This is a genomic window from Kribbella voronezhensis, assembly GCF_004365175.1.
Lineage (GTDB): Bacteria > Actinomycetota > Actinomycetes > Propionibacteriales > Kribbellaceae > Kribbella > Kribbella voronezhensis.
Window position 1 is genome coordinate 716,989 of the sequence record NZ_SOCE01000002.1, and the last position, 24,285, is coordinate 741,273.

General features: G+C 68.7%; 27 protein-coding genes. 11 read left to right on the plus strand and 16 right to left on the minus strand.

Translation table 11 applies throughout. From position 1 onward, the window contains the following. The first annotated feature begins 14 nt into the window (after positions 1-14). Positions 15-806 carry an esterase/lipase family protein gene (locus tag EV138_RS30645; RefSeq protein WP_202867010.1) on the plus strand — a complete coding sequence of 264 codons (792 nt, stop codon included), beginning with the start codon at positions 15-17 and terminating at the stop codon, positions 804-806. On the opposite strand, the gene EV138_RS30650 is transcribed toward EV138_RS30645, so the two are convergent. The 5 genes from EV138_RS30650 to EV138_RS30670 all read right to left on the minus strand — a co-directional run bounded on the left by EV138_RS30650 (position 799) and on the right by EV138_RS30670 (position 6,303). Beyond that, a complete protein-coding gene (locus EV138_RS30650) occupies positions 799-2,205 on the minus strand; it encodes a WS/DGAT/MGAT family O-acyltransferase (protein ID WP_133983215.1) in 1,407 nt (468 codons plus the stop codon). The genes EV138_RS30645 and EV138_RS30650 overlap by 8 nt on opposite strands. 2 nt (positions 2,206-2,207) lie before the next feature. After that, positions 2,208-3,722: a long-chain-fatty-acid--CoA ligase gene (locus EV138_RS30655; protein ID WP_133983217.1), complete on the minus strand. Its 1,515-nt coding sequence runs from the start codon at positions 3,720-3,722 to the stop codon at positions 2,208-2,210. A gap of 32 nt (positions 3,723-3,754) precedes the next feature. Further along, complete coding sequence (locus EV138_RS30660; protein ID WP_133983219.1) at positions 3,755-4,282, minus strand: flavodoxin domain-containing protein; 528 nt, start codon at positions 4,280-4,282, stop codon at positions 3,755-3,757. 1 nt (position 4,283) lies between these two features. Further along, on the minus strand, positions 4,284-5,753 hold the full coding sequence (locus tag EV138_RS30665) for a DUF4389 domain-containing protein (protein WP_133983221.1): 1,470 nt from the start codon (positions 5,751-5,753) through the stop codon (positions 4,284-4,286). Positions 5,754-5,826: 73 nt separating this feature from the next. After that, positions 5,827-6,303 (minus strand): GyrI-like domain-containing protein, encoded by a 477-nt coding sequence (locus EV138_RS30670; protein WP_133983223.1) that lies wholly within the window; start codon positions 6,301-6,303, stop codon positions 5,827-5,829. 222 nt (positions 6,304-6,525) lie between these two features. Between EV138_RS30670 and EV138_RS30675 the strand changes: the two genes are divergently transcribed. The 3 genes from EV138_RS30675 (at position 6,526) to EV138_RS30685 (ending at position 8,805) form a co-directional block, all read left to right on the plus strand. After that, positions 6,526-7,137 (plus strand): Rv1733c family protein, encoded by a 612-nt coding sequence (locus EV138_RS30675; protein ID WP_133983225.1) that lies wholly within the window; start codon positions 6,526-6,528, stop codon positions 7,135-7,137. A gap of 110 nt (positions 7,138-7,247) precedes the next feature. Next, positions 7,248-8,255, plus strand: coding sequence for a type I glyceraldehyde-3-phosphate dehydrogenase (gene gap, locus EV138_RS30680; RefSeq protein WP_133983227.1), 1,008 nt, complete (start codon positions 7,248-7,250; stop codon positions 8,253-8,255). Between the two features lie 19 nt (positions 8,256-8,274). After that, positions 8,275-8,805: a PEP/pyruvate-binding domain-containing protein gene (locus tag EV138_RS30685; RefSeq protein WP_133983229.1), complete on the plus strand. Its 531-nt coding sequence runs from the start codon at positions 8,275-8,277 to the stop codon at positions 8,803-8,805. 9 nt (positions 8,806-8,814) lie between these two features. Here the strand turns inward: EV138_RS30685 and ppk2 are convergent, their stop codons facing one another. Further along, on the minus strand, positions 8,815-9,642 hold the full coding sequence (gene ppk2, locus EV138_RS30690; protein ID WP_133983231.1) for a polyphosphate kinase 2: 828 nt from the start codon (positions 9,640-9,642) through the stop codon (positions 8,815-8,817). Between the two features lie 156 nt (positions 9,643-9,798). Here ppk2 and EV138_RS30695 point away from each other — a divergent pair, with 156 nt between their 5' ends. From EV138_RS30695 to EV138_RS30725, 7 genes are all read left to right on the plus strand, one after another. Further along, positions 9,799-10,350, plus strand: a complete 552-nt coding sequence (locus tag EV138_RS30695; protein ID WP_133983233.1) for a helix-turn-helix domain-containing protein — start codon at positions 9,799-9,801, stop codon at positions 10,348-10,350. A 101-nt stretch (positions 10,351-10,451) separates the two neighbouring features. Beyond that, positions 10,452-11,696 (plus strand): type III sulfide quinone reductase, selenoprotein subtype, encoded by a 1,245-nt coding sequence (gene sqr, locus EV138_RS30700; RefSeq protein ID WP_133983235.1) that lies wholly within the window; start codon positions 10,452-10,454, stop codon positions 11,694-11,696. 2 nt (positions 11,697-11,698) lie between these two features. Continuing rightward, the gene (locus tag EV138_RS30705; protein WP_133983237.1) at positions 11,699-12,013 is read left to right on the plus strand and encodes a TusE/DsrC/DsvC family sulfur relay protein; all 315 of its coding nucleotides are present in this window, start codon (positions 11,699-11,701) and stop codon (positions 12,011-12,013) included. 13 nt (positions 12,014-12,026) lie between these two features. Then, the gene (locus tag EV138_RS30710) at positions 12,027-12,542 is read left to right on the plus strand and encodes a DsrE/DsrF/DrsH-like family protein (RefSeq protein WP_133983239.1); all 516 of its coding nucleotides are present in this window, start codon (positions 12,027-12,029) and stop codon (positions 12,540-12,542) included. A gap of 48 nt (positions 12,543-12,590) precedes the next feature. Continuing rightward, positions 12,591-13,484 carry a class I fructose-bisphosphate aldolase gene (locus EV138_RS30715; protein WP_133983241.1) on the plus strand — a complete coding sequence of 298 codons (894 nt, stop codon included), beginning with the start codon at positions 12,591-12,593 and terminating at the stop codon, positions 13,482-13,484. 13 nt (positions 13,485-13,497) lie between these two features. Continuing rightward, positions 13,498-14,211: a CBS domain-containing protein gene (locus tag EV138_RS30720; protein ID WP_133983243.1), complete on the plus strand. Its 714-nt coding sequence runs from the start codon at positions 13,498-13,500 to the stop codon at positions 14,209-14,211. Next, the gene (locus tag EV138_RS30725) at positions 14,208-15,083 is read left to right on the plus strand and encodes a universal stress protein (RefSeq protein WP_133983245.1); all 876 of its coding nucleotides are present in this window, start codon (positions 14,208-14,210) and stop codon (positions 15,081-15,083) included. The genes EV138_RS30720 and EV138_RS30725 overlap by 4 nt, the downstream gene beginning before the upstream one ends. 9 nt (positions 15,084-15,092) lie before the next feature. Here EV138_RS30725 and EV138_RS30730 read toward each other — a convergent pair whose 3' ends face one another. The 10 genes from EV138_RS30730 to EV138_RS30775 form a co-directional block, all read right to left on the minus strand. Beyond that, a complete protein-coding gene (locus EV138_RS30730; protein ID WP_166678811.1) occupies positions 15,093-16,148 on the minus strand; it encodes a lysylphosphatidylglycerol synthase transmembrane domain-containing protein in 1,056 nt (351 codons plus the stop codon). A gap of 1 nt (position 16,149) precedes the next feature. Further along, positions 16,150-16,989, minus strand: coding sequence for a slipin family protein (locus tag EV138_RS30735; protein ID WP_133983249.1), 840 nt, complete (start codon positions 16,987-16,989; stop codon positions 16,150-16,152). 14 nt (positions 16,990-17,003) lie between these two features. After that, positions 17,004-17,627 carry a CBS domain-containing protein gene (locus EV138_RS30740; protein ID WP_133983251.1) on the minus strand — a complete coding sequence of 208 codons (624 nt, stop codon included), beginning with the start codon at positions 17,625-17,627 and terminating at the stop codon, positions 17,004-17,006. A gap of 102 nt (positions 17,628-17,729) precedes the next feature. Further along, positions 17,730-18,494, minus strand: coding sequence for a ribosome hibernation promotion factor (locus tag EV138_RS30745; RefSeq protein ID WP_133983253.1), 765 nt, complete (start codon positions 18,492-18,494; stop codon positions 17,730-17,732). Next, entirely contained in the window at positions 18,487-18,678 is a 192-nt protein-coding gene (locus EV138_RS30750) for a hypothetical protein (RefSeq protein WP_133983255.1), read from the minus strand. Before EV138_RS30750 ends, EV138_RS30745 begins: the two co-directional genes overlap by 8 nt. Positions 18,679-18,694: 16 nt before the next feature. Next, entirely contained in the window at positions 18,695-19,534 is an 840-nt protein-coding gene (locus tag EV138_RS30755; RefSeq protein ID WP_133983257.1) for a 2-oxo acid dehydrogenase subunit E2, read from the minus strand. Beyond that, on the minus strand, positions 19,531-19,956 hold the full coding sequence (locus EV138_RS30760; protein WP_133983260.1) for a hypothetical protein: 426 nt from the start codon (positions 19,954-19,956) through the stop codon (positions 19,531-19,533). The genes EV138_RS30755 and EV138_RS30760 overlap by 4 nt, the downstream gene beginning before the upstream one ends. Before the next feature lie 5 nt (positions 19,957-19,961). Continuing rightward, positions 19,962-20,789 carry a universal stress protein gene (locus EV138_RS30765; protein ID WP_133983262.1) on the minus strand — a complete coding sequence of 276 codons (828 nt, stop codon included), beginning with the start codon at positions 20,787-20,789 and terminating at the stop codon, positions 19,962-19,964. Between the two features lie 86 nt (positions 20,790-20,875). Further along, the gene (locus EV138_RS30770) at positions 20,876-21,748 is read right to left on the minus strand and encodes a universal stress protein (protein WP_133983264.1); all 873 of its coding nucleotides are present in this window, start codon (positions 21,746-21,748) and stop codon (positions 20,876-20,878) included. Beyond that, positions 21,745-24,132, minus strand: a complete 2,388-nt coding sequence (locus tag EV138_RS30775) for a phosphoketolase family protein (protein WP_133983266.1) — start codon at positions 24,130-24,132, stop codon at positions 21,745-21,747. The genes EV138_RS30770 and EV138_RS30775 overlap by 4 nt, the downstream gene beginning before the upstream one ends. Between the last annotated feature and the right edge of the window lie 153 nt (positions 24,133-24,285).

Sequence of the window (24,285 nt, forward strand, 5' to 3'; positions counted from 1 at the left end):
GTTAGGAGGCCCGGATGCCCGCCTCGAGAACTCAAGCCGCCAAGTCACCCGCGCTGCACTGGTATCTCACCGAACCGAGCCGCGCGGTCGTCGACCTCGGCCAACTGGCCACCGCCCGATCCGTACTCCGTACCGCGCCGCGCGGCGACGGCCACCCGGTCCTGGTGCTGCCCGGCCTGCTCGCCTCGGACGCCTCGACGACTTCGTTGCGATGGTTCCTCAACCGCATCGGCTACCGGGCGTACGGCTGGAACCTCGGCCGCAACATCGGCCCGACGCGCGCCGCGGTGGAAGGGATCCGGGCCCGCTTGACCGAACTGTCGGCGGGCCACGGCCGGACCGTCAGCCTGATCGGCTGGAGTCTGGGCGGGATCTACGCACGAGAGCTGGCGCGCGAGCATCCACAGCACGTCCGGGACGTGATGACGCTCGGCAGTCCGTATCGCCTGAGCGCACCGACCGAGACACGAGCCCATCGCGTCTTCAGCATGCTCTCGCACCTGCACGTTCCGGAGTCGGAGTTGCCGCCGCCGCACCACACCCGGCCGCCTCTACGGATGCCTGCCACCTCCGTCTACTCCGAACGCGACGGCATCGTGTCGTGGCAGAGCTGCGTGGAAGAACCTGGGTACGGCAGACAGAACGTGGCGGTGAACGGCAGCCATCTCGGCTACGGACACAACCCGGCCGTGCTGTGGCTTGCGGCCGATCGTCTGGCACAGCCGGAAGGGCATTGGCGCCCTTTCAGTCCACCGGCCGCGCTCGCGCGCCTCTATCCCACCGACATCTCCCACCGGCTCAGCTGACCCGGCGGCGACGAGCGCTCCGCCTCGCCCCGGCGGCAAGCTCGGCGAGGCTCGTCTCGATGCCTTGGGCCAGTACGGCGATGTCGGCCTCGTCGTAGTCACCGGTGATGCCGAAGGCAACGGAGTCGCAGTAGCTGAGGATGGAGACCCCGGTACGCAAGGTCGATCCGATCGGCACGTACGGGATGATCTCGACCAGCTTCCGTCCGAGCGCGTACAGCGGCCGGCGTGGCCCGGGCACGTTGGTCACGACAGTGACGACGGAGCGCTGTGGAACGTGGGCAGCCAGCCGGTACGCCGGTGCGATCAGCGGGAACGGTTCGCGCTTGGCGAGCTCGGTCAGCAGCATCACCGAGTCGATCTCGTGATGCGACTTCAGCTTGTCCAGTTCGGCCCGTACTGCGGCCAGCCGCTCGACGGGATCCTCCAGGTGCACCGGCAATCGCGCCAGCATCAGCGACACCCGGTTGTCCAGGATGCCCTCCTCGCCGGGCGCGCGAACGTTGACTGGGACAAGGGTTCGGACGGAGTGCTGCACCGGCGTCTCGCCCCGGGCCAGCATCAGTGCGCGGAACCCACCGGTGACGGCCGCCAGTACGACGTCGTTGAACGTGCCGCCGAGCTGGTGGCGAATGGCCTTCACCTCACCCACGGTCGTTCGCGCCAAGGCGAAACGACGGTTGGCCGACAGTGACCCGGTCAACGAGGACTTCTTCGCGGGCCGGACCGCCTCGGACAACGCCCACAGGCCTCGCCCGACGCTCCACACGCGATAGGCCAGCAGTTTCGGCTGCCGGATCGCCACCGTGGCCAGCCGGAGTTGCCGGGCCGGGGTGCCGAGCAGCTCAGCCAGAGCCGATGCCAGCAGCGAGGTCGTGCTGGGTGCGGGGTGCGGAGTCCAGTCGTCGGCGACGCCGGCTCTGGGCGTCGGAGAGTCGTCCAGCACCACGCCGTACAGGTCGGTTCCCGCCACGCCGTCGACCATGCAGTGGTGCACCTTGGAGATGAGCGCCCACCGATCGTCCGGCAGACCTTCGACCAGCCAGTACTCCCAGAGCGGGTGGTCGCGGTCGAGGCGGGCCGACATGATCCGGCCCATCAGCGCCGCCAGTTCCTCGTCGCCGCCAGGAGCGGGCAGGGCCGTACGGCGCAGGTGGAAGCCGAGGTCGAAGTTCTCGTCGTCGAACCACACCGGCGGACCCAGGTCGAACGGGAGCTGGCGGGCCTTCTGGCGGTAGCGGGGGATCAGTGGCAACCGGCTGGTCAGCAGGTCCGCGAACTCCTGGGCGGCCGGGGCCGGGCCCTCGAACACCGCGATCGAGGAGATCGCCATCGAGACGCCCGGCTCCTCGTCCTCGATTTCCAGGAAGGCCGCGTCCAGCGGTGTCATCCGGTCCATGGCTAGAGCTCCCGCTTCAGGATCTTGCCGGCGGCTGTCATCGGCAGCTGCGCCCGGAACTCCACCGACCTGGGGTACTTGTACGGCGCGATGCGCGCCTTGACGTGCTCGATCAGCTCCTCCGGCCGCAGATCCTGACCGGGATGCAGGGCGACGAAGGCCTTGACCTCCTGGCCCAGCAGGGCATCCGGTACGCCGACCACCGCCGCCTGCGCGACCGCCGGGTGGGTGTACAGCGCGTCCTCGACCTCGCGGGGGTAGACGTTGTAGCCACCCCGGATGATCAGTTCCTTCTTGCGGTCGACGACGAAGAAGTAGCCGTCCTCGTCGACATAGCCCAGGTCGCCGGTGTGGAACCAGCCACCGGTGAAGGCATCCTTCGACGCTTGCGGGTTGCCGCGATATCCGCGCATCACGTTGACGCCGCGGACCACGAGTTCACCGATGTGCTCGCGACCGGGCGGCAACGCGGCGCCGTGTTCGTTCCAGACCTCGACCTGCACTCCCCAGATCGGCCGGCCGACACTGTAGACGCGGCGGTCCTCGGCGCTGACGTTGAACGTCGTCGTCGACGCCGTCTCGGACAGCCCGTAGCCCTCGAGGATGACGATGCCGAAACGGCGTTCGAAGGCGTCGATCACCTCGGCGGGGATCGGTGCGCCACCCGAGATGCCGACCCGCAGCGACGACACGTCGTACCGGTCCAGGTCGGGGTGGTTGAGCAGCGCGATGTACATCGTCGGAACGCCCTCGAAGACGGTGACCCGGTCGCGTTCGATGGTGGCCAGGACGGTGGCGACGTCGAACCGGGGGACCAGCGTCATCGTCGCGGCGAACCGGGCACACACGTTGAGGATGCTCGACAACGCGAAGATGTGGAACAACGGCAGCACCACCAAGATGACGTCGTCGTCGCGAACGCCGAACAACCGGCCGGGGGTGTCGGCGTTCATGAACAGCTGGAAGTGCGTCAGCTCCGCCCCCTTCGGACGTCCGGTGGTGCCGGACGTGTAGACGATCACCGCGGTGTCACCGGGGTCGGACTGGTGGAACGGCGGCGGGCCCGGCTGTTCGGCCAGCAGGCTTTCGAAGGCGACGCTGTCTCGTGGTGCCGTCGTTCCCGGCGTGGTGACCATGACGAGGTCGGACAGCCCGGCCTGGGCGGCTCCCTTGGCCGCCTCCTCGGCGACGCCGGCCCAGGTGATGAGCAGCCGGGTCTCCGAGTCGCGCAGGATGTAGCCGACCTCGTCGGCCTTGTAGAGCACGTTCATCGGTACGACGACGGCGCCGGCCTTGAGCAGCCCGAAGTACGCGATGACGAAGTGTGGCAGGTTGGGCAGTTGCAGCCCGACCGCGTCGCCCGGCCTGATGCCACGAGCTCGCAGGTTCGACGCGAAACGGTCGGACAGCTGGTCCAGCTCCGCATAGGTGATCCGATGATCACCGCTGATCACCGCGACCTTGCCGGGGTGACTGCGGGCGGACTCGGACGCGATGGTGGCGAGGTTGAAACCCATGGTCTCTCCAAGTGCCGGTACTGCGGGGTTCTTCAGGAAATGTGGCGGTTCCAGGGAGCCGCTTCGATGGCGTGGACGGCGGCGCTGACGTCGGCGGCCCAGGCCCGGATCGTCTCCCAGTCCCGGGAGTCGCCGGCGATGTCGGAGCGGGCCATCCGCTCGGCCAGGAATCCCTTCGCCGTGGCCGGTTCCAGCCGGCCGCCGAACGTCGTCGCCGCGGTGGCGCCGATCCGGTGGGCGAGCCGCTCGACCTTGCCCGGCATCGCCTGCGGCTGGTCCTTGTCCGGCCCGACCGGCCCGCTGTGGAACAGCCAGACCTGCCGCTCACGGAGCTCGTCGCTGTGCTTGCGGAGGAACCGCACCGCCTCCGGCCGCCAACGCCTGGTGTAGAGGGCGCTGCCGAGGACGACGACGTCGTACTCCTCGATCGAGTTCACCTTGCCGACCTCGCGAACGTCGACCTGGTGGCCGCCGCGTTCGAGTTCGGCGCCGATGGCCTCGGCGATTCCGGCGGTCGCGCCCATCTTGGTGGCGTAGGCCACCAGAACCTTTCTGGACATCTCAGACTCCTGCGGTGGTGTGATCGGTGACCGGCGTGGGCCGGTTGCGAAGCGGTAGCGCGATCAGGACGGCACCGCCGAGAAGGAGCAGCAGTCCGAGACCGATCAGCGAGAAGGACAGGTCGTCCAGCCAGGGCACGGTGGCTCCCACGCCGAGATCGGCCTGGACCGCACGGCTGCCGTCGGCATTGAGGACGACGACCGTCCAGTCGCCTGCCCGCGGTTGCCAGGTGACGCTTTGCCGACCGGTACCGGAGGTGCTGGCCACCCAGAACTTCTGGGTGTCCGGAGCCGCGGCCGGGGCGGTGCCGGGCTGGTACTGATAGACGGGATCGGCATGGTTGCCGTCCAGCCGGGCGACGACGCTGTGCTCGACGCCGTCGAGGTACGACGAGGCGTCGCGTGCGGGCGCGATGCCGATGAACAGTGGCACCGCGGTCGCACTTGTGCCGGTCACGCGAATGTCACCCAGAACCCGGTTCATCAGCCACTTCGGGCCGAAATGCAGGGCGTCGGGGGACGTGCTGAGCGCATAGCCGGGGCTGGAGAACGGCCGGAGATCGGTCGCGACGTAGCCGCTGGAGTCACGGCCGGTCCGGTCGAGCAGGAGCCCTGCCGCACCGGTCGGGATCAGGCCGAAAGCGATGGTCACCAGCAAGGCGCCGGCGATGATGCTGACCACGCGGCCCGGTGACCACCGTTGAGCCGTGACGTCCGGCCGGACGGCCGGTGGGCGTGGATCCGGTCCACCGACGAACTGTGGCTGGGGCGTGGTCGTGGTACCGGCCAGCCGGTCCTGGACCGGAGTGCCGTTGCCGGCCTGGTCGCCCGGACCGGTGTCGAGGCGGAACGGCGGGTACTCGTCGGTCATCAGGAAGACGTAACCGGCCACCCGGTAGGTCCAGCGGTTCAGGCCGATGATCAGGTCGAACAGGTCACGCGGGTACCGGCCGGTGAACAGCAGGACGACGCCGGCGATCAGCACCAGCAGGCCGATCAGCCCACCACCAGCCAGATACGGCCCCGAGTCGCCGGCACGGTCGGCGAGGTAGGGCCCACCGCCGAGCAGGAGAGCGAGCACCAACAGGTGGGGGATTGCCAGCACCCACTTCACCAGCACCAGACCACGGGACAACCGCGGCGGGTGGTCGACGATCAACCGGGCCGGGTAGTCGGGGACGTCGGTCAGCGTGAACGGGGGATAGCGATCTGTGCCGAGTGCGCTGTAGGCGTAGAAGCCGACCCGCCAGGTCCAGCGCAGTACGCCGGTGTTGAAGGTGAAGATCGACTGCGGGTACCGGCCGGTGAACAGAACGGCGAAGAAGGCCACCACGGTGAGCACCGCGAAGGCCAGCCAGAGAAACGCCAGCACGATGTAGTGCGGGATGGCCAGCAACCACTTCACCAGCCAGAGCCCTCGACTGACCGCCGGATCGGGAGTTCCGACGAGGCGGACCGGATAGTTGGTCATGATGCCCTCCTGTAGTGCTGAACCTCGGTTGACAGCGGCCGGGCGGGGCCGGGTGATCGGGACGTGACGGTGGTCATGCGTCAACTTGCGCGGGCGTGAACGGCTGGATGACTTCGGTGCGCCACAGGGCCGGGCTGCCGGTGGGCGGGTCGTGGTAGATCTCCCAGGCGTCTCCGGCCTGCTCGACTCCGTGTTCGGCGATCCAGCCGGCCAGCAGCGCATAGGTCTGGCCGACCTCTTGGTACGGACCGGTGTGCCAGGCCGTCACCACGTGACCACCAGGCAGCGACGACGGCTGCACCGAGCCGTCACCCGCGATGCCCGCCTCGACCGGAAAACCGGCCTCGACGTCGAACCGGCCGTCGGAGCGGAGGTGGTAGCGGGCGAACGGATAGCCCTGGGCCGTCAGGCCGTGGCGGCCGAGGTAGCCGGCGATCTCGCCGTACGCGGCGGCGAACCAGCCTGCCAACTCGCTCTGGTGCAAGGTCGCGCGGCGGACGGCCGTCGGCTGCTCGGTAACAACTCTGTGCTGCGGATACTCGGTGTTCATGGCTTCCTCCCGTGGGCTCCATCACCAGCACACGCCGTGGGCGGGGGAGCGAGCAGGGGCGAAGGTCCTCAGTTCGGTGGGCCGATCGACGGGGCGGAGCAGGCGCTGGGTGGGGTGGGCGAACCGGCCCGGAATGCTGGGGACTTTTGCCTCTGACCGGGGCGGCGCGGCCGCGAGACCCTCGATGCCAATACTCCGGCAGCGCCGACCCGGGAGGTCGTGATGAACACCGTCCGCCAACACCACAGCGAGCTGTGGGTGCTCATGCAGGCCCGCCGGCTCGGCTTCGGGCGCAATCCGATGCGCCGCCGCTTCGACCGGGTCGAGGCGCTGCTGTTCTGGTCGGCGTTGCTGCTGGCTCTGTTGCTGGTTCCCGTCGCGGCGGCCTTCGGTACGTCGGTCAGCTCCGCGAGTGAACGGTCCGCGGCGCAGGTGCGCAGCCAGCTCCGTCAGGTCGAGGCGCATGCGCTCGAGGACGGCGGCCCGATGTTTCCGGCGACACCGGGCCAGGCCGGCGTCCGGGTACGAGTGGGCTGGCAGGACGAGACGGGCTGGCCACAGGAGGGCCGGACGATAGTTGCCAACGGCACCAAAGCTGGCAGCCCCGTGACGATCTGGCTCGACCGCTTCGGTGCGATCGCCAAGGCGCCGCGCCAGACCACGGACAGCTCGGCTCTGGGCGGCCTGGTCGGGATCGTGACCGTGATGATCGGCTGGCTGCTGCTCGCGGGGTTGTCCCGGTTGGCGCGGGTGCCGCTCGACCGGCGGCGGGCGCTGGCCTGGGAACGCGAATGGGCCGAGGTCTCACCGCGCTGGAAGAGCAACCAGAGCTGAGCTGTCCGTCAGGCCCAATACCTGTGCCACAAGGGACCTTCGGCCCTGATCCGCGGCCGCGTCCGGGCATGGAATGAGACAAGAGCACATCGCCATCGAGGAGACCAGAGATGACTGTCAGAGTGGGGATCAACGGATTCGGGCGGATCGGGCGGGACTTCCTGCGCGCCGCTCTGGAGCGCGGGAACGACGTGGTCGAGGTGGTGGCCGTCAACGACATCACCGGCCCCGCGACCCTGGCGAACCTGCTGCAGTACGACTCGACGTACGGCGTACTGAAGGAGCGGGTCGGCTACACCGACGACAGCCTGACCATCGGTGGCAAGAGGCTCCGGGTGACCGCGGAGCGCGACCCCGCCAAGCTCGACTGGGGCTCGATCGGCGTCGACATCGTGATCGAGTCGACCGGCCGGTTCCGCACGCGTGAGGCCGCCGCGGCGCACCTGACCGCCGGCGCCCGCAAGGTGCTGCTGTCCTCGCCGGGCAAGGGCGTCGACGCGACCCTGGTCCTCGGCGTCAACGACGAGACCTACAACCCCGCCGAGCACCACATCATCTCGAACGCTTCCTGTACGACGAACTGCGTGGCGCCGATGGTGTCGGTGTTGCACCAGGCCTTCGGCATCCAGCACGGCCTGATGACCACGATCCACAGCTACACCAACGACCAGGTGATCCTGGATTCGCCGCACAAGGACCTGCGCCGCGGCCGCTCGGGTGCGGTCAACCTGATCCCGACCAGTACCGGCGCCGCCAAGGCCGTCGGCGAGGTCATCCCCGAACTGGCCGGCAAGATCGACGGCGTCGCCGTCCGGGTCCCCGTCGAGGACGGCTCCCTCACCGACCTGGTGGTCCAGCTGGCCGAACCGGTCACCGTCGACCAGGTCAACCAGGCCTTCGCCGACGCGGCCTCGGGACACCTGAAGAACCTGCTGCGCTACAACGAGGACCCGATCGTGTCGCACGACATCATCGGCGACCCCTCGTCGTGCATCTTCGACGCGCCGCTCACCCAGGCGAACGGCACCATCGTCAAGGTCTTCGGCTGGTACGACAACGAGTGGGGCTACACCAGCCGTCTGCTCGACCTGACCGAGCTCGTCGCCCGGTCACTGTGAGAGGTGGAGGTGAACCGCGATGAGTGACAACGCCTTCGTGGTCCGAGACGTTCAGCAGCCGGGCTTCGTCACGACGGAGGCCGCGTACCGCGAGTTCGTCCGGGCCGCCCGGCTGCGGCCGTTGATCGCAACTCAGCTGAGGCGTCTGCGCGAAGGGGCGGATCTCGTTGCCGTCGGCGCCGCTATCCGTACCGCGTACTTCGACGCGCAGATGCCGGCCGAGATCGCGGCGGCGCTGGAGGAAGCGTCCGCGGGTCTGGGTGAGCCTGACGCCGAGCTCGTCGTCGGCAGTGTCGTCCCGGGCGATCAGCTCGACGAGTTCCTGACCGGCCCGCACCAGATCTTCGTCGGCGTGAGCGGCCAGCGCGCCTTGCAGGCCGCCGTGAAACGCTGCTGGGGTTCGCTGTTCAACGACCGCGCGATCATCTACCGAGAGGTCCGCGACATCGACCACCTGACCGTCGACCTGGCCGTGCGGATCGAGCCGATGGCAACGACCACCACGGACCGCGCAGCCGAAGCCGACCTCCAGGACGCGTCGGTCGGCTGAGCGCCCTGCTCAGGTCGCCTGGATCGCCGAGGCGTGATCCGGCACGTGGGTCTGCATCTCCCGCGGCGTCCGTTCGTACCCCTTGGACGGAGGCCGCGGGGGCAGTTCGAGCGGCGGCCGCTGGACCTCGTAGTACGGGATGGTCGACAGCAGGTGGGCGATCATGTTGATCCGCGCCGACCGCTTGTCCTCGCTCTCCACCACGTACCACGGTGCCTCCGGTACGTCGGTGTGCACGAACATCTCGTCCTTCGCGCGGGAGTAGTCCTCCCAGCGGGCGATCGACTCCAGGTCCATCGGCGACAGCTTCCATCTGCGCATCGGATCCTCGAGCCGGCTGCGGAAGCGGTTCTCCTGCTCGTTGTCACTGACCGAGAACCAGTACTTGCGCAGCTGGATGCCGTCCTCGACCAGCAGCCGCTCGAAGATCGGGCACTGGTGCAGGAACCGCGTGTACTCCTTGCTGTTGCAGAACCCCATCACGCGCTCGACGCCGGCCCGGTTGTACCAGGAGCGGTCGAACAGGACGATCTCCCCGGCGGCCGGGAGCTGCTCGATGTAGCGCTGGAAGTACCACTCGGTGCGCTGCCGCTCGGTCGGCGCGGGCAGCGCGGCGATCCGCGCGACCCGCGGGTTGAGGTACTCGGTCACGCGTTTGATCGTGCTGCCCTTGCCGGCCGCGTCCCGTCCCTCGAAGATCACCACGACTCTGGCGCCCTCGACGCGGACCCACTCCTGCAGCTTGACCAGCTCCGCCTGCAGGCGCAGGAGTTCCCGCTCGTACAACTTCTTCGGCATCCGGTCGACGCTCTTGGTCTTGTGCTGGTGACGACTCATCTGCTGCCCTCCGGCCTCTCACACCGAGCATCGCAGACGGGCCGGCCGGAAAGGCCCGAATCCCGGGACCAAAGACCCTGGTGAGTCCACCGGGCTGCCGACCAGACTCGACAGCCAGTACACGCGATGACGTAGCAGCGTCAGGAGGCGGTCGCCATGATCGGTTTGTCAGCAGGGGAGCGTGCCCGGCTCGAGCACAAGCTCGGCGAGCCGTTGCTGGCCCCTGACCCGTTGATCGACGTCAAGCAGGCCTCGGCCATCCTCGGACTGAGTACGACCACGGTACGAAGCCTGCTGCGCTCCGGCGCGCTGCCCCGGGAAGAGGCAGCCCAGGGGCAGCTGTCCAGCCGGATGATCCGGTTGGCGGTGGTGCTCGCCTGGGCTGAGGGGCCGCCACGGATCACGGTGGCCGCGGCGGCCGGCATTCTCGGCGAGTCGCGCACGGCCGTTCACCGGCTGACCGCCGTCCGGCTGCTCACCTGGTACGGCGGACCCCTGCCGCTGAGCCGTCGCGAGGTCGAGGATCTGGCCGAGCGGCGACTCGGGTGGCTCACGTTGGCCCAGGCGGCCGGCGCTCTCGAAGTCTCGCCCGAGAAGGTCCACGTGCTGCTGGCCTCGGGTGAGCTGAAGCACACCCGTGACGTCAGCCGACCGGTCGACAAAGCGCAGGTGCCGTCGACGGCGCGGATGGCCGTTCCGGCGCGCTGAGCGGAGTACGTGTGGCCTGACCAAGTCGGGTCAAAGGGCCCTGATCAGCACTGTCAGCCAGTCATAGCGTCGGAGTAGAGAGGTCCGACGAAGGGAAGCTGATGAAGCGGCTGGTGATTCTCGGGGCCGGTACCGCCGGCACGATGGTGGCCAACAAGTTGCGGCGGCGGTTGCCGATGGACGAGTGGCAGCTCACGGTCGTGGACCGGGACGACATTCACCTCTACCAGCCCGGGCTGCTGTTCATCCCGTTCGGCACTTATCGGCCGGACGAGGTGCGCAAGCCGCGCCGGCGCTTCCTGCGCGACGGCATCCGGCTCGAGCTCGGCGAGATCGACCGGATCGACCCGGTCCGGCAGACCGTCGCCCTCGACGGTGGGCGGGTGATCGGGTACGACTACCTGGTCGTTGCCACCGGCACCAGTCCGCGTCCGGACCAGACCCCCGGCATGCTCGGACCCGAATGGCGCAAGAGCATCTTCGACTTCTACAGCTACGAAGGATCCGTCGCCCTGGCCGGTGCGCTCCGCGACTTCCGCGGCGGCCGGCTGGTCGTCCACATCGTCGACCAGCCGATCAAGTGCCCGGTCGCGCCGCTGGAGTTCACCTTCCTGGCCGAGTCGTACTTCCGGCAGCGCGGCATGCGTGACCAGGTCGAGCTCGTCTATGCGACCCCACTGTCCGGTGCGTTCACCAAACCGATCGCGTCCGCGCAACTGGGCGGCATGCTCGACGAGCGGAAGATCACCGTCGAGCCGGACTTCCTAGTCGAGCGCATCGACAGCGAGCGCAAGGTACTGGTCTCGTACGACGAACGCGAGCTCGGCTTCGACCTGCTCGTCACGGTGCCGCTGAACATGGGCGCGGACTTCATCGCGCGATCGGGTCTCGGTGACGAACTGAACTACGTTCCGGTCGACAAGCAGACCTTCCGGTCCAAGGAACACCCGGCGATCTTCGCAATCGGTGACGCGAACGACATCCCGACCTCGAAGGCCGGATCGGTGGCGCACTTCTCGACCGAGATCTTCGTGGACAACTTCTGCGACCTCGTCGAGGGCCGGCCGATGACGCGGGCCTTCGACGGGCACGCGAACTGCTTCGTGGAGTCGGGCGACGGCAAGGCGCTGCTGATCGACTTCAACTACGACACCGAGCCGCTGCCGGGCGAGTTCCCGATCGCGAAGCTCGGCCCGCTCTCGTTGCTGCGGGAGAACGCCCGCAACCACTGGGGCAAGTTGGCCTTCCGCTGGATCTACTGGCACCTGCTGCTGCCCGGCCGCCGGCTGCCGCTGCCGGCCCGGATGTCGATGGCCGGCAAACACCAACCAGACAAGGAGAACTGACCATGCCTGTCGTCACGGTGGGACCGGCGACCGTCCACGTCGACGCCGAAGGTTTCCTGACGCAGTACGACGAGTGGAACGAGCCGCTCGCCCGGCAGTTGGCGGCCCGGATCGGGATCGAGCTGACCGACGAGCACTGGAAGGCGATCAGCTTCCTGCGGGCCGACTACCCGGCCCACGGTGAGACCGCGACGCTGCGGCGGGTGTCGACCCTGGCCGGCATCCCGATCAAGCAGCTGTTCGTCCTGTTCCCCGGCAAACCGGCCAAGAAGATGGCCTACATCGCCGGTCTGCCCAAGCCCCGCGGCTGCGTGTGAGAGAAGGCTCGACATGACCACCACCGACGCTGCACCCGACCTGGTCCCCGACTTCGGCGACGACACCCCGACCGGGCGCAAGCTCGCGATCATCTGCTCCAAGGGCAACCTCGACATGGCCTACCCGGGCCTGATCCTGGCGAACGCGGCCCTCGGCGAAGGCGTGGAGACGCACCTGTTCTTCACCTTCTGGGGCTTCGACATGATCACCAAGTCGAGGATGCACGACCTGAAGTTCACCATGCTCGGCAACACCGCGACCCATCTGCCGCAGGGCCTGGGCGGCCTGCCCGGCATGACGGCGATGGCGACCCACCAGATGAAGAAGCAGATCCAGGAGGTCGGCGTCCCCGGCGTACCGGAGTTTCTCGAACAGATCGTCGCCTCCGGCGGTCATCTGTGGGCCTGCCGGATGTCGGCCGACATGATGCAGCTCGACAAGTCCGACCTGTACGACGACGTCGAGGCGATCATCAGCGCCGCGGACTTCATCGAGAAGACCGACGGCGCCCAGCTCCTTTTCATCTGAACCCATCGGGTGCGGAACGTCCGCGCCCGTACCCCGGAGGTGAGCACCATGGAGACCAGGCCATCGCTGCGCGAGCTCGGCCTGAACAGCGGCAAGAAGACACGTCTGCACCGGATCCTGTTCCAGCACGGACTACGCAACGGTACGGCGTTCTTCCTGCCCTACGACCAGGGCCTGGAACACGGCCCACGGGACTTCTTCGCCAATCCGCAGGCGTCCGACCCGGCGTACATCGTCAAGCTCGCGGTCACCGGCGGTTTCAACGGGATCGCCCTGCAGATCGGGCTGGCGGAGAAGTTCTACTGGGACTACGCCGGCGAGGTGCCGCTGATCCTCAAGCTGAACGGCAAGACGGACATCCCATCCGACGCCGAGGCGCTGTCGCCGTTGCACGCGAGCGTCGAGGACGCGGTCCGGCTGGGCGCTGACGCGGTCGGTTACACCCTGTACGTCGGATCGCCGGCGCAGGAAGCCGACTTCGCGCAGTACCGCAAGGTCCGCGAGGACGCGCACCGGTTCGGGATGCCGCTGATCGTGTGGGCCTACCCACGCGGCGCGGCGATCGCGGCCAAGGGTGGCAACGATTCCTTCTACGCGGTCGACTACGCGGCCAGGGTGGCCAGCGAGCTCGGCGCCGATGTGGTGAAGGTCAACTTCCCGCACCCGGAGAAGACGAGCGGCGTGAAGCCGGCGTACCAGTCCGAGTTCAGCTCCCAGCAGGCGATCGACCAGGTCGTCAGGTCGGCCAACCACACGCTGGTCCTGGTGTCCGGCGGCGAGAAGGCCGGCGACGAGGCGATGCTGCGCAAGGCCCAGCAGGCGATGGACGCCGGCGGCCTGGGGCTGATCTTCGGCCGCAACGTCTGGCAACGCCCGTGGGACGAGTCGCTGCGCTTCGTGGAGTCCCTGCAGGAGATCCTCGCCACCCACCCGAGCAAGTGAACGGAGCGGGCTGATGAGGCACCAGCTGACCGTGGCGGATGTGATGACACCGCACGTCGTCACGGTTCCGGCCGAGACGCCCTTCAAGGAGGTCGCCAAGCTGCTCGCCGAGCACCGGATCAGCGCGGTCCCGGTGACGTCGGAGTCCGGCGGGATGCTCGGGCTGGTCTCGGAGAGCGACCTGCTGCACAAGGAGGCCTTCCAGGACGCACCCGCGCGAGCGCGGCTGCCCCGGCGGTCGCGGCGGGCGGCCCGGCGCAAGGCCCGGGCGGTGACCGCGGGCGGGCTGATGTCGCGGCCGCTGGTCACCATCGACAGCGGCGCGACGTTGCCTCAGGCTGCCCGGCTGATGGCCGGTCGCGGTGTCACCCGGCTGCTCGTCACCGACGGCGAGTGGATGGCCGGCATCCTGACCCGTTCCGATCTGCTGCGCGCCTTCCGGGACACCGATTCGGTGATCCTGGGCCGGGTCCGCCGCAACGCCGTCGAGCATGCGTTGTGGGACGACCCGTTCGGGGTCGAGGTCAAGGTCAAGGACGGTGTCGTGACGCTGACCGGTGAGCTCGAACACCGCAGCCGGATCCCGCTCGCGGTCCAGGCGGTCCGCGAGGTCGACGGCGTCGTCGACGTCGTGAACCGGCTCACCTACGCCTTCGACGACACCGTTCCACCACCTGGCCCGTGGCGTTGGGCCACCGGCCCCGAGATCGAGGAGAGAACACCATGAACGAGTCCACCATCTTCGTCGGCGTCGATGCTGCCTGGCAGAACAGCGGGGCACTCGACTGGGCGCTGCGGGAGGCGCACCTTCGCGGCCTTCCGGTTCGCGCCGTCCACGTGGTCGAGGAAAAGCTCCCGGCAGGTCCGTACTTCGCCGCACCCGGCGTCGACGCGGCCGCCAAGCATCTGATCGCGGATGTCGACGACTACCTTGCCGGTCATGACGACGGCGCCGCCTACACGACCGACGTCCTGACCGGTCCGCCGGCGAGCAAGCTGGCCAAGGCTGCCGCCGGGGCCGAGATGCTCGTTGTCGGACGGCGGGGGACCGGGCTGCTGTCCCGGCTGCTGATCGGATCGACCGCCGAGGCCGTCACCCATCTGGCCGACGTCCCCGTGGTCGTCGTCCCGGATCGCTGGCAGCCTTACCACCCCGGGGCGCCGGTCGTCGTCGGAGTGGACGAGTCGGACCAGGACGATGCGGCCATCGCCTTCGCGATCGCCGCGGCGACGGAGCGGAAGGTGCCGTTGCGGATGGTCCGGGTCTGGGACCTGCCGGCCATGTACACCTGGGACGCCGCCGCCGTGACGAACCAGTACGACGGCTGGCTGGAGCAGAGCGACAAGGCTCTCCAGGCGATGGCCGATCAGTGGCGGGTGAAGTACCCGGAGCTGGAGATCCAGACCGAGACCCGGCGCGGGCACCCGGTGGCCGGCCTGATCTCGGCGGCCGAGGAGAACAAGGCCGATCTGCTGGTCCTCGGCGGGCGCAACCACCGCCGGATCACCACGATGCTGCTCGGCTCCACCGCTCGCGGTGTCCTGCACCACGCGCCGTGCCCGGTCGCCGTCGTTCACGAGGTACCTCAGGAGAAGTGAGCCCTCTGCTCACGAGTCGCCGTCATGCCCCCTGGGCGTGGCGGCGACTCTCTCACGCCAGCCGGGTGTCCTGAGCGACAGGTAGCACAGGCCCGCCACCGGCACCGGCAGCCAGAACTGGAACAGTCGCCAGGAGACGACTGCCAGTACGGCGACGCCGCCCGGTACGCCGAATCCGATCAGACCCGGGATCAGCACACCCTCGATGATTCCCAGTCCACCGGGGGTGATCGGCAGGACGGCCAGCAGATTGGCGATGCTGTAAGCCAGCACCAGCAGAACCGGGTTCATCAGGTGACCGTAGGCCGCGAGGAAGACCCATAACGCGGCTGCGTCCAGCAGCCAGTTCGAAACCGCCCAGAGGGCGAAGGAACGCCGTACCTCGCGGGTGGTCAGCAGTTGGTGCAACTGGACGGCAACCATCTTGATCCGCGGCTGCCAGCGGCGCGGGAACCGGCGCAGCGCGAAGTCGAGGACGCGCGTCGCGGGCGCCGCGAGGCGTGACCGCTGGTGGACCACGAGGAGTCCGCAGGCCGTGAGGACAGCGCCGATCAGCCAGGTGATCAGGTACGGCGCGGTCGGTCCGTAGAGCAGGAGCGTGGGAATCAACGTGATCCAGAGGATCGCCGCGAGAGCGACCGCGCAACCGATACCCTGGGCGGCGATCGCGGCGGTGACATCTGCCGGCGCGGCACCACCGGAGACCAGAAGCCGGTAGCGAAGGGCTGTTGCGGTGGCACCGCCGCCAGGTACGACCCGGCCCAGTCCGTAGCCGGTCAGGTCGCTGCGGAGCAGCCAGTTGAAGCGGGGCGGACTCTGCCTCAGGACGCTCCGGGTGACCAGGGAGTAGCAGGTCAGGCTGAGCGCCTCCAGGGTGATACCGGCGACCACCCACCAGGGCCTGACCGCGCGGAGCAGGCGTAACGACTGATCGCTGCCGGCCAGCTGGGGGAGGACCAGATAGTCCACCAGCGCGATCAGGACCAGCAGACCGACGGCACTGCGCAGCCAGCCGAGAACGGTCGACGACCTGCGCCTCGGTGGCCGGGGCGCAGGCCGCTCCATTTCACTTGCTGAGGGCAACTGGTTGACCATTGGTGGGGGTTTCCCGTTCGGTCACCGGCGGCACCGGACGGTGACTGCCGGCAGCGGCGTTCTCCCGGGTGAGGAAGGTGCCGAGCTCGCCGATCGTGCTCATCAGCGGAGCCGGGAAGACGACGGTCGAGTTCTTGTCGACGCCGATCTCCACCAGGGTCTGCAGATTGCGCAGTTGCAGCGCGAGCGGGTGCGCCATCATGGTGTCGGAGGCGTCGCCGAGCGACGCCGCGGCCATCGCCTCACCTTCGGCGGCGATGATCTTGGCGCGCTTCTCCCGCTCGGCCTCGGCCTGGCGGGCCATCGCGCGCTTCATCGTGTCGGGCAGCTGGATGTCCTTGAGCTGCACCAGGGTGACCAGCACGCCCCACTCGGTGGTGGTTTCGTCGAGGATCTCGCGGATGTTGGCGTTGATCACCTCGGTCTCGGACAGTGTCTCGTCGAGCGTGTGCCGGCCGACGACTCCGCGCAGCGTCGTCTGGGCGATCTGGTCGATGGCCGCGGCGACGTTCTCGATCGACAACACCGACTTCGCCGCGTCGACCACCTTGTAGTAGGCGACGGCGGAGATGTCGACGCTGACGTTGTCCTTGGTGATGATGCCCTGCGACTGGATCGGCCGCGTCACGATCCGCAGCGACACCTTCCGCAGGACGTCGACCAGTGGGATGATCATCCGCAGCCCCGGCTCCCGGACCGCCTTCATCCGTCCGAGCCGGAACAGCACACCCTTCTCGTACTGCGTGACGATGCGGATGCAGGACAGGGCCAGCACCACGATCACCGCGATAGCGATCCATACGACAGTCATGACTGTTCCTTTCGTCAGCGGCCGGTGGGGGCGCCGGGCCTTGCTTCGCTGAGCCGGGTGATCTGTACCGCGACGACGCCGCGGACCGTGCCGCTCAGGAGTTCCGCGAGCCGGCGTTCGTGCGGGTCGGCCGGGCCGGTCACCGTGACGATGCCGTCCTGCACCTGGACCTGCCAGCCCGGCGACTCGGAGTTCAGCAGCTCGCCGACCTCGGTCCGGATCCGCTGGTCGCGACCGGCGAGAAGGTGGATCACGTCACTGCGGCTGATCATCCCGATCACCCGCCCCTGCTCGATCGCCGGCAGGCTCTTCATCATCGTCGACCGCATCAGATCGATCGCCACCTCGAGTTCGTCGTCGGCCCGTACGGTGACGACCAGATGCGTCATCACCTCGGCCACCCGGCGGGTCGGCGTGGGGGCGGTGGCGCGGACGGCCGCGACCGGGAACCGGTCGTCCAGCAGTTCTCCGTCGGAGACCAGATCGGCCTCACTCACGATCCCGATCAGTCCGCCGTGGTGATCGACGACCGGGAGCGAGGTGATCTTGCGTTCGTCCATCAGCCGCAGGGCGGCCCCGATCGGGGTCTGTCCGGTCACCGTGACCGCGGGGCTGGTCATCAACTCGCGGATCAACATCGCTCTCACCTCGTTCTTCAGGTCTTTCCTTCACCTTGCGACGAAGAGGTCCTGGCCGTCAGGGCCGAAGGACCCCTCCGATCCGCAGGAGGTCATCCGGGCTCAGGAGGCGACCAGCAACCCGTAGCTGCCGTCGTAGCGGCGGTAGAGGACGCGGGCCCGGTCGTCGTCCGGATCGCGATAGAAGAGGAATCTGTCCGCGGTCAGAGCCAGCCGTTCCCTGGCCTGGGCCGCGGTCAGAACCGGCGGCCTGCTGCACGACCCCTGCGGACCAGCGGCGTCAGCGGTCGGCCCCAGCACTCCGTAGCCGCCGTCGTGGCGGCGGTGGACGACGGCGTCCGCACCCGTCTCAGCGTCGATGAACAGATAGAAGTCGTGGTCGAGCAGTTCCATCTCGTCGGCCGCCTGCTCGGCCGTCATCGGTGTCAGTAGATAGGTCTTCCGCTTGATCACCCTCGAGTGGTCCTCCGAGCGCGCGGCGACGAGCTTCGGGGGCAGGCCGCCATGGCGCCAGACGCGTGGTGTCGCCGTCCTCGGCCGGCGATGGGTGGTGCGGTTGCGCGACCGCACCTGGTCCAGGCGCTGGTCCAACCGGTCGATCACCTGGTCGGCGGCGGTGGTGATGTCGCCGGCGACAGCGTGGGCCCGGATCGGCTTGCCGTCGGCCAAGGCGCTCACCTCGATCCGTGCGGGATGCCGCTGTGCGGGGTTGTTCTCGGTACTGATCACCACCCGGGCCTGCAGCACCGTCATGGGTGATCGCCGCAGTACGCGCTCGATCTTGCGCAGCGCGTCGGAGACGGGCCCACGCGGTGTGACACCGCGAAGGGTGAGTTGAAGCGGCACATCGGTCAGCTGGTCAGTCATCGGAATCCTCCTTGCCGTCGGCGTCGTGCTTCTCGGCCGCGGCGGCGCGGTTGCGCTCGCGGTAGAGATTCACGCCGAGGTAGCGCAAGATGCCGGTGGAGGCGCGGCGGCCGCTGTCGGTCGGCCGGCCCTTGGACTTGCGCAGGGCTTCCCGCTGCTGGCGGGCGTTGTCGATCTCACCCATGGTTCTGCCCTCCTTGTCAGTTCCGGGCGCTCCCGAGTGGATCGGGAAGCTGGGGGTCAGGCGTCCGCGGTTCATCCAGGCCGTCGGCGGTGGTGAGCAGGGAGCGGAGCCGGTTGACGAATCTCGCGGCCGGGGCGCCGTCGACGACGTCGTGGTCGAGGCTGACGGTCAACTGCAGCCACTCCCGCTCGACCAGTTGCCCGTCGCAAAGAGCGGGGCGGATCGTGATGCCGCCGATGACGACGCTCAGCGTGTGCACCTGGAACGCGACACCCCAGCCGCCGCCACCGGCGAACATGCCGACCGCGGTGACGCCGACGGTGCCGGCGATGGCCCGCTGCCGGCCAGGGAAGCGGTGCAGTGCGCCGAGCAACCCGGTTCGCAGTACGGCGGGGATCAGCAGGTAGGCCCGGGCCCAGGCCTGGTTGCGCACCGAGGGGCTGAGGGCCGGGTCGGCCTGAACGGCGCGGATCTCGTCGTGGAGCTCGCGCGTCGTACGCCGGCCGGCATCACGCAGTACGTGGGTGAAGGCGAACGGAACCCCGTCCAGCTCGACTTCGATCGGCAGGCCGACGTCGACCTCGGGGAAGATCACCGCACGGCCGCGGAGATCGCGGTAGGCCTGTACGGCGGGGTCGGCCGCGACGGCGCGCGCCACGCAGGCCACGACGAACGCGGTGAAGGACAACGCCTCACCTGTGTCGCGCCGTTGCGCCCGCAAGGCCTGCCTGGCCCGGGTCACGTCGACCTCGAAGAGTCCGTGGATCGAGTGCCGGCGCCGCGAGGCACGGCCCGTGTCGATGACCAACTGCCTCACCCAGGGGACCGCGACGACCCGTGCCTGCCCTCGCTTCATGACGTCACCCGTCGGGCCGGCTTCAGGAATTCGTAGCGGGCGGCCGGTACGGCGAAGGCCAGTGCCGGGACGCACCACAGCCAAAAGCCCCAGCCGAACAGCATCAGAGCCAGGTGGAACAGGATCACGGCTGTGTAGCCCAACCGCCGGGCAACGATCAGCAGGACGGCGACCAGCAGTTCACCGGCACCGAGCAACAGGGCGCACAGCCTCGGGTCCGACATGAAGATGTCCTCCCACCCTTCGCGCACCCAGCCGAAGAGCGCGGCGTCGGCGAACGGCCGGTACGTCGTCGGGTTGGTGATCGCCAGGCCGACGTGGACGAACGATCCCAGGCCGAACATCAGCACGAAGCCGGCCAGGATGACCGACCGGACCCGGATCGGATCCGGCCGAACCGCCTTGTTCTGCAGGGTTGTCATCGCGATCATCCTCCGATCGCGGCGGCCGGGATGACCGCCACCGGGCACAGCGCGTGGTGCAGTACGGTCTGGCTGACCGAGCCGAGCAGCATGCCGCTGAAGCCGCCCCGGCCGCGCGAGCCGACCACGATCAGCCGGGCGTCCGCGGACTGCTGCAGGAGCCGTTCGGCGGGGTGGCCGGTGACCTCGACGAGTTCCAGGGCTGCGCCGCCGTGGCGGCCGCGCAACTCGCTCTCCAGGTCGAGGTGGTGGACCTGGCCGTCGGCGCTGTAGAGCGGCTTCGCGGCGACCACCCGGACCCGCAGGCCGTGCCGGTAGGCGTAGTCGATACCGAAGTCGAGGGCGACGGCGCTGGCCGACGACCCGTCGTACCCGATCACCACGTGATCGCCGGCATCGATGACGTGGTCCGGACGGACGATCACGACCGGGCAATGGGCGTTGGCGGCCAGGTCGAGCCCGGTCGAGCCGATCAGGGCGCCGAGCGTCACACTCAGGCCGCGGCTGCCGATCACCAGCAGTTCGGCCTGCTTCGACTGCTTGAGCAGGATCGGCGCCGGGAAGCCGTCGTAGCGCGTTGCCTCGATCTCCAGGCCGGGCTCGAGCTTGCGGGCGAGTTCGGCCGACTCCTCGACGACCTTGTCGGCGCCGGCCCGTAGCCCCGGCGCCACGTCGCTGGCTCCCAACGGCACCTTGAACTCGGGCCAGACGAAGGCGTGCACCAAGCGCAGCGAAGCCTTCCGGGAGACGGCCTCGTCGGCTGCCCATCTGATGGCTGTCTCGGCGGCGGTCGATCCGTCGATGCCCGCTACCACCACTCGTGCTCTCGTCATCGCGGTCTCCTCCTCACTTTCACGATCCGTCCGGCCGGACCCCGGTCACAGGGCCGAAGGTCCCGGCCGCGGCGGTCTTCGGGCCGTCAGCGAACGACCGCGATCGGGCAGGGCGCGTAGTGCACCAGGGCCCGGCTGGTCGATCCGAGCAGGAGACCGCGGAAGGCGCCCCTGCCTCGCGATCCGACCACCAGCAACTCCGCGGAGCGGCCGGCGTCGATCAGCACGTCGTCCGGATGCCCGCGAACCAGTTCCTGCCGTACGACGACGTCGGGGTACTTGGCGGAGTGTCCGGCCACCGATTCGGCGAGCAGGGCGGCCGACTCCTGCTCCAGCGCGTCGAGGTCGTAGACGAGCGGCAGCAGGTCGCCCGGGCCGGTCCGGACCGGGTCGTGCCAGGCCATCACCGCGGTAAGGGTCATGTTCCTCGCCTGGGCCTGCTCGAAGGCGAAGTCGACCGCGTCGATCGACAGTTCGGACCCGTCGACGCCGACGACCACGCCGTCGGCGTCCTGCGACGACCAGTCCGCGGGGATGACGACGACCGGGCACGGCGCGTGGGTCGCGACATGCGCCGACACCGAGCCCGCGGTCAGGTCGCGGAACTCGCCCAGGCCGCGCGAGCCGAGAACGACCAGCCGCGCTTGTGTTGCCTCTTGCAGCAAAGTCGGCGCCGTGCCGCCGAACTCGACCACCACCTCGATGGCGAGTTCGCGATGGTCGGCCCGGATCCGCCGGCTGACCTTGTCCAGCAACTCATGTGCCGCGTGCCGCAGCGGCTCGAACTCCACCGTCACCGCGATTCCGAACGGGCTGCTGCTCACCGGCAGGGCCAGCACGTGGACCAGCCGCAGCTTGGCGCCCAGCCGCTCGGCCTCGGTGGCGGCCCAGGAGGCCGCTGTCTGGCTCGCGGGCGAACCGTCGTACCCGACGACGACTGCGTTTGCTCGAGAAGTCATGACGGATCCCCTTCCTGGACCGGCCAGTGCCAGTCACGGACCTCCGGCAGGTCGTCGCCGTGCTCGAGGATGTAGGCGTGGTGCCGGGCCCGCTGGTCGATCAGCCACTGGCGGAACCCGACCGCGCGCTGCGCGAGTCCGGGAACGCGGTCGATCACGTCCATCGCCAAGTGGAACCGGTCGAGGTCGTTGCGGACCACCATGTCGAACGGCGTCGTGGTGGTCCCTTCCTCCTTGTACCCGCGGACGTGCAGGTTGTCGTGCCCGGTCCGCCGGTACGTCAGCCGGTGGATGAGCCACGGATACCCGTGGTACGCGAAGATGACCGGCTTGTCGGTGGTGAAGAGCGCGTCGTACTCCGCGTCCGCCAGCCCGTGCGGGTGCTCGGCGGCCGGTTGCAGCCGCATCAGGTCGACGACGTTGACGACCCGGATCTTCAGCTCCGGCAGGTGCTCACGCAGCAGGCTGACGGCGGCCAGCGTCTCCAGTGTCGGTACGTCGCCGGCACTGGCCATCACCACGTCCGGCTCGCCCTCGTCGTTGCTGGCCCATGACCAGACGCCGAGTCCGCGAGCACAGTGCAGTTCGGCCGACTCCTGGTCCAGCCAGCTCGCCTGCGGTTGCTTGCCCGCGACAATCACATTGATGTAGTCGTGACTGGCGAGGCAGTGCGCCGCGGTGGCCAGCAGCGTGTTGGTGTCCGGCGGCAGGTAGACGCGGATCACTTCGGCCTTCTTGTTCACCACGTGATCGATGAAGCCGGGATCCTGGTGGGAGAAGCCGTTGTGGTCCTGCTGCCAGACGTGCGAGGTGAGCAGGTAGTTGAGTGACGGGATCGGTCGCCGCCAGGCCAGTTTGCGGGTCACCTTGAGCCATTTGGCGTGCTGGTTGACCATCGAGTCGACCAGGTGCACGAAGGCTTCGTAGCACGAGAACCAGCCGTGCCGGCCGGTGAGCAGGTAGCCCTCCAACCAGCCCTGGCAGGTGTGCTCACTGAGGATCTCCATCACCCGGCCGTCGACCGCGAGGTGTTCGTCGGTCGACAGGACCGCGGCGTTCCAGGCCTTGCCCGTCACCTCGTACAGGGCACCCAGCCGGTTGGAGGCCGTTTCGTCGGGCCCGAAGACCCGGAAGTTCCGCTCCTGCTTGTTGGCCTGCATGACGTCACGCAGGTAACCGCCCAGAACGCGGGTCGGCTCGTGCGGACCGCTCCCGGGATGCGGTACGTCGACGGCGTACGCCGACAGGTCCGGAAGCTCCAGATCGCGAGAAAGCAGCCCGCCGTTGGCATGCGGGTTCGAACCCATCCGGCGGTCGCCGTCCGGCACCTGGTCGAGCAGTTGCGGTACCGGCGTACCGGTCTCGTCGAACAGCTCCTCCGGGCGATAGCTGCGCATCCATTCCTCGAGCAGCGCAAGGTGTTCCGGTGACTGCCGTACGCCGGACAGTGGCACCTGGTGGGCTCGCCAGGTTCCCTCGACCAGGACCCCGTCGACCTCGTGCGGCCCGGTCCACCCCTTGGGCGTCCGGAGCACGATCATCGGCCACGCGCGTCGCGGCGCGTTCGGATCGGCCTTGGCCTCGTTCTGGATGTCGGCGATCTCGTCGAGGACCCGGGCGAGCGTCGCGGCGAGGCTCTGGTGCACCAGTTCGGGATCGTCCCCGGCGACGAGGTACGGCAGGTAGCCGTAGCCCTGGAGGAGATCGGTCAGTTCGTCCTCGCCGATCCGTGCGAGCACTGTCGGGTTGGCGATCTTGTAGCCGTTGAGGTGCAGGATCGGCAGTACGGCGCCGTCCGTGCGCGGGTCGATGAACTTGTTGGAGTGCCACGACGCCGCGAGCGGACCGGTTTCGGCCTCGCCGTCACCGATGACGCAGGCGACGACCAGATCAGGGTTGTCCAGCACCGCGCCGTACGCGTGACTGAGGGAGTAGCCGAGTTCGCCGCCCTCGTGGATCGAGCCGGGCAGCTCAGGAGCGACGTGGCTCGGAATCCCACCCGGGAAGGAGAACTGGCGGAACAGGTGGTTCATCCCGTGCTCGTCGCGCGGTACGTCGGGGTAGGTCTCGCTGTAGCTGCCCTCGAGCCAGGTGTTCGCGGCGATCGCGGGGCCGCCGTGGCCGGGGCCGATCACGTACATCATGTTCAGGTCGCGCTGCTTGATCACCCGGTTGAGGTGGACGTACAGCATGTTCAGGCCGGGTGTCGTACCCCAGTGCCCGAGCAGCCGCGGCTTGATGTCCTCGACTTGCAACGGCTTGGTCAGCAACGCGTTCCGCAGTAGATAGATCTGCCCGACGGACAAGTAGTTCGCCGCCCGCCAGTAGGCGTCCAGCGCCGCTACCTCCGTGGTGGTCAGGGGTTTGTCCGCGACCTGCTCCATGCCTGCTCCTCGGCTCGTTCGATCGGTACCTCAACCTTGCGGTCCGGCCGGCGGCCGGCGGCAGGGCCAAAAGTCCGTCGTGGCCGGGACGGTGGTCAGCGCCGCGGCTCCGGCTCGCCCATTCGGGGCTTTCGGCCCTACCGGGTGCGGTTT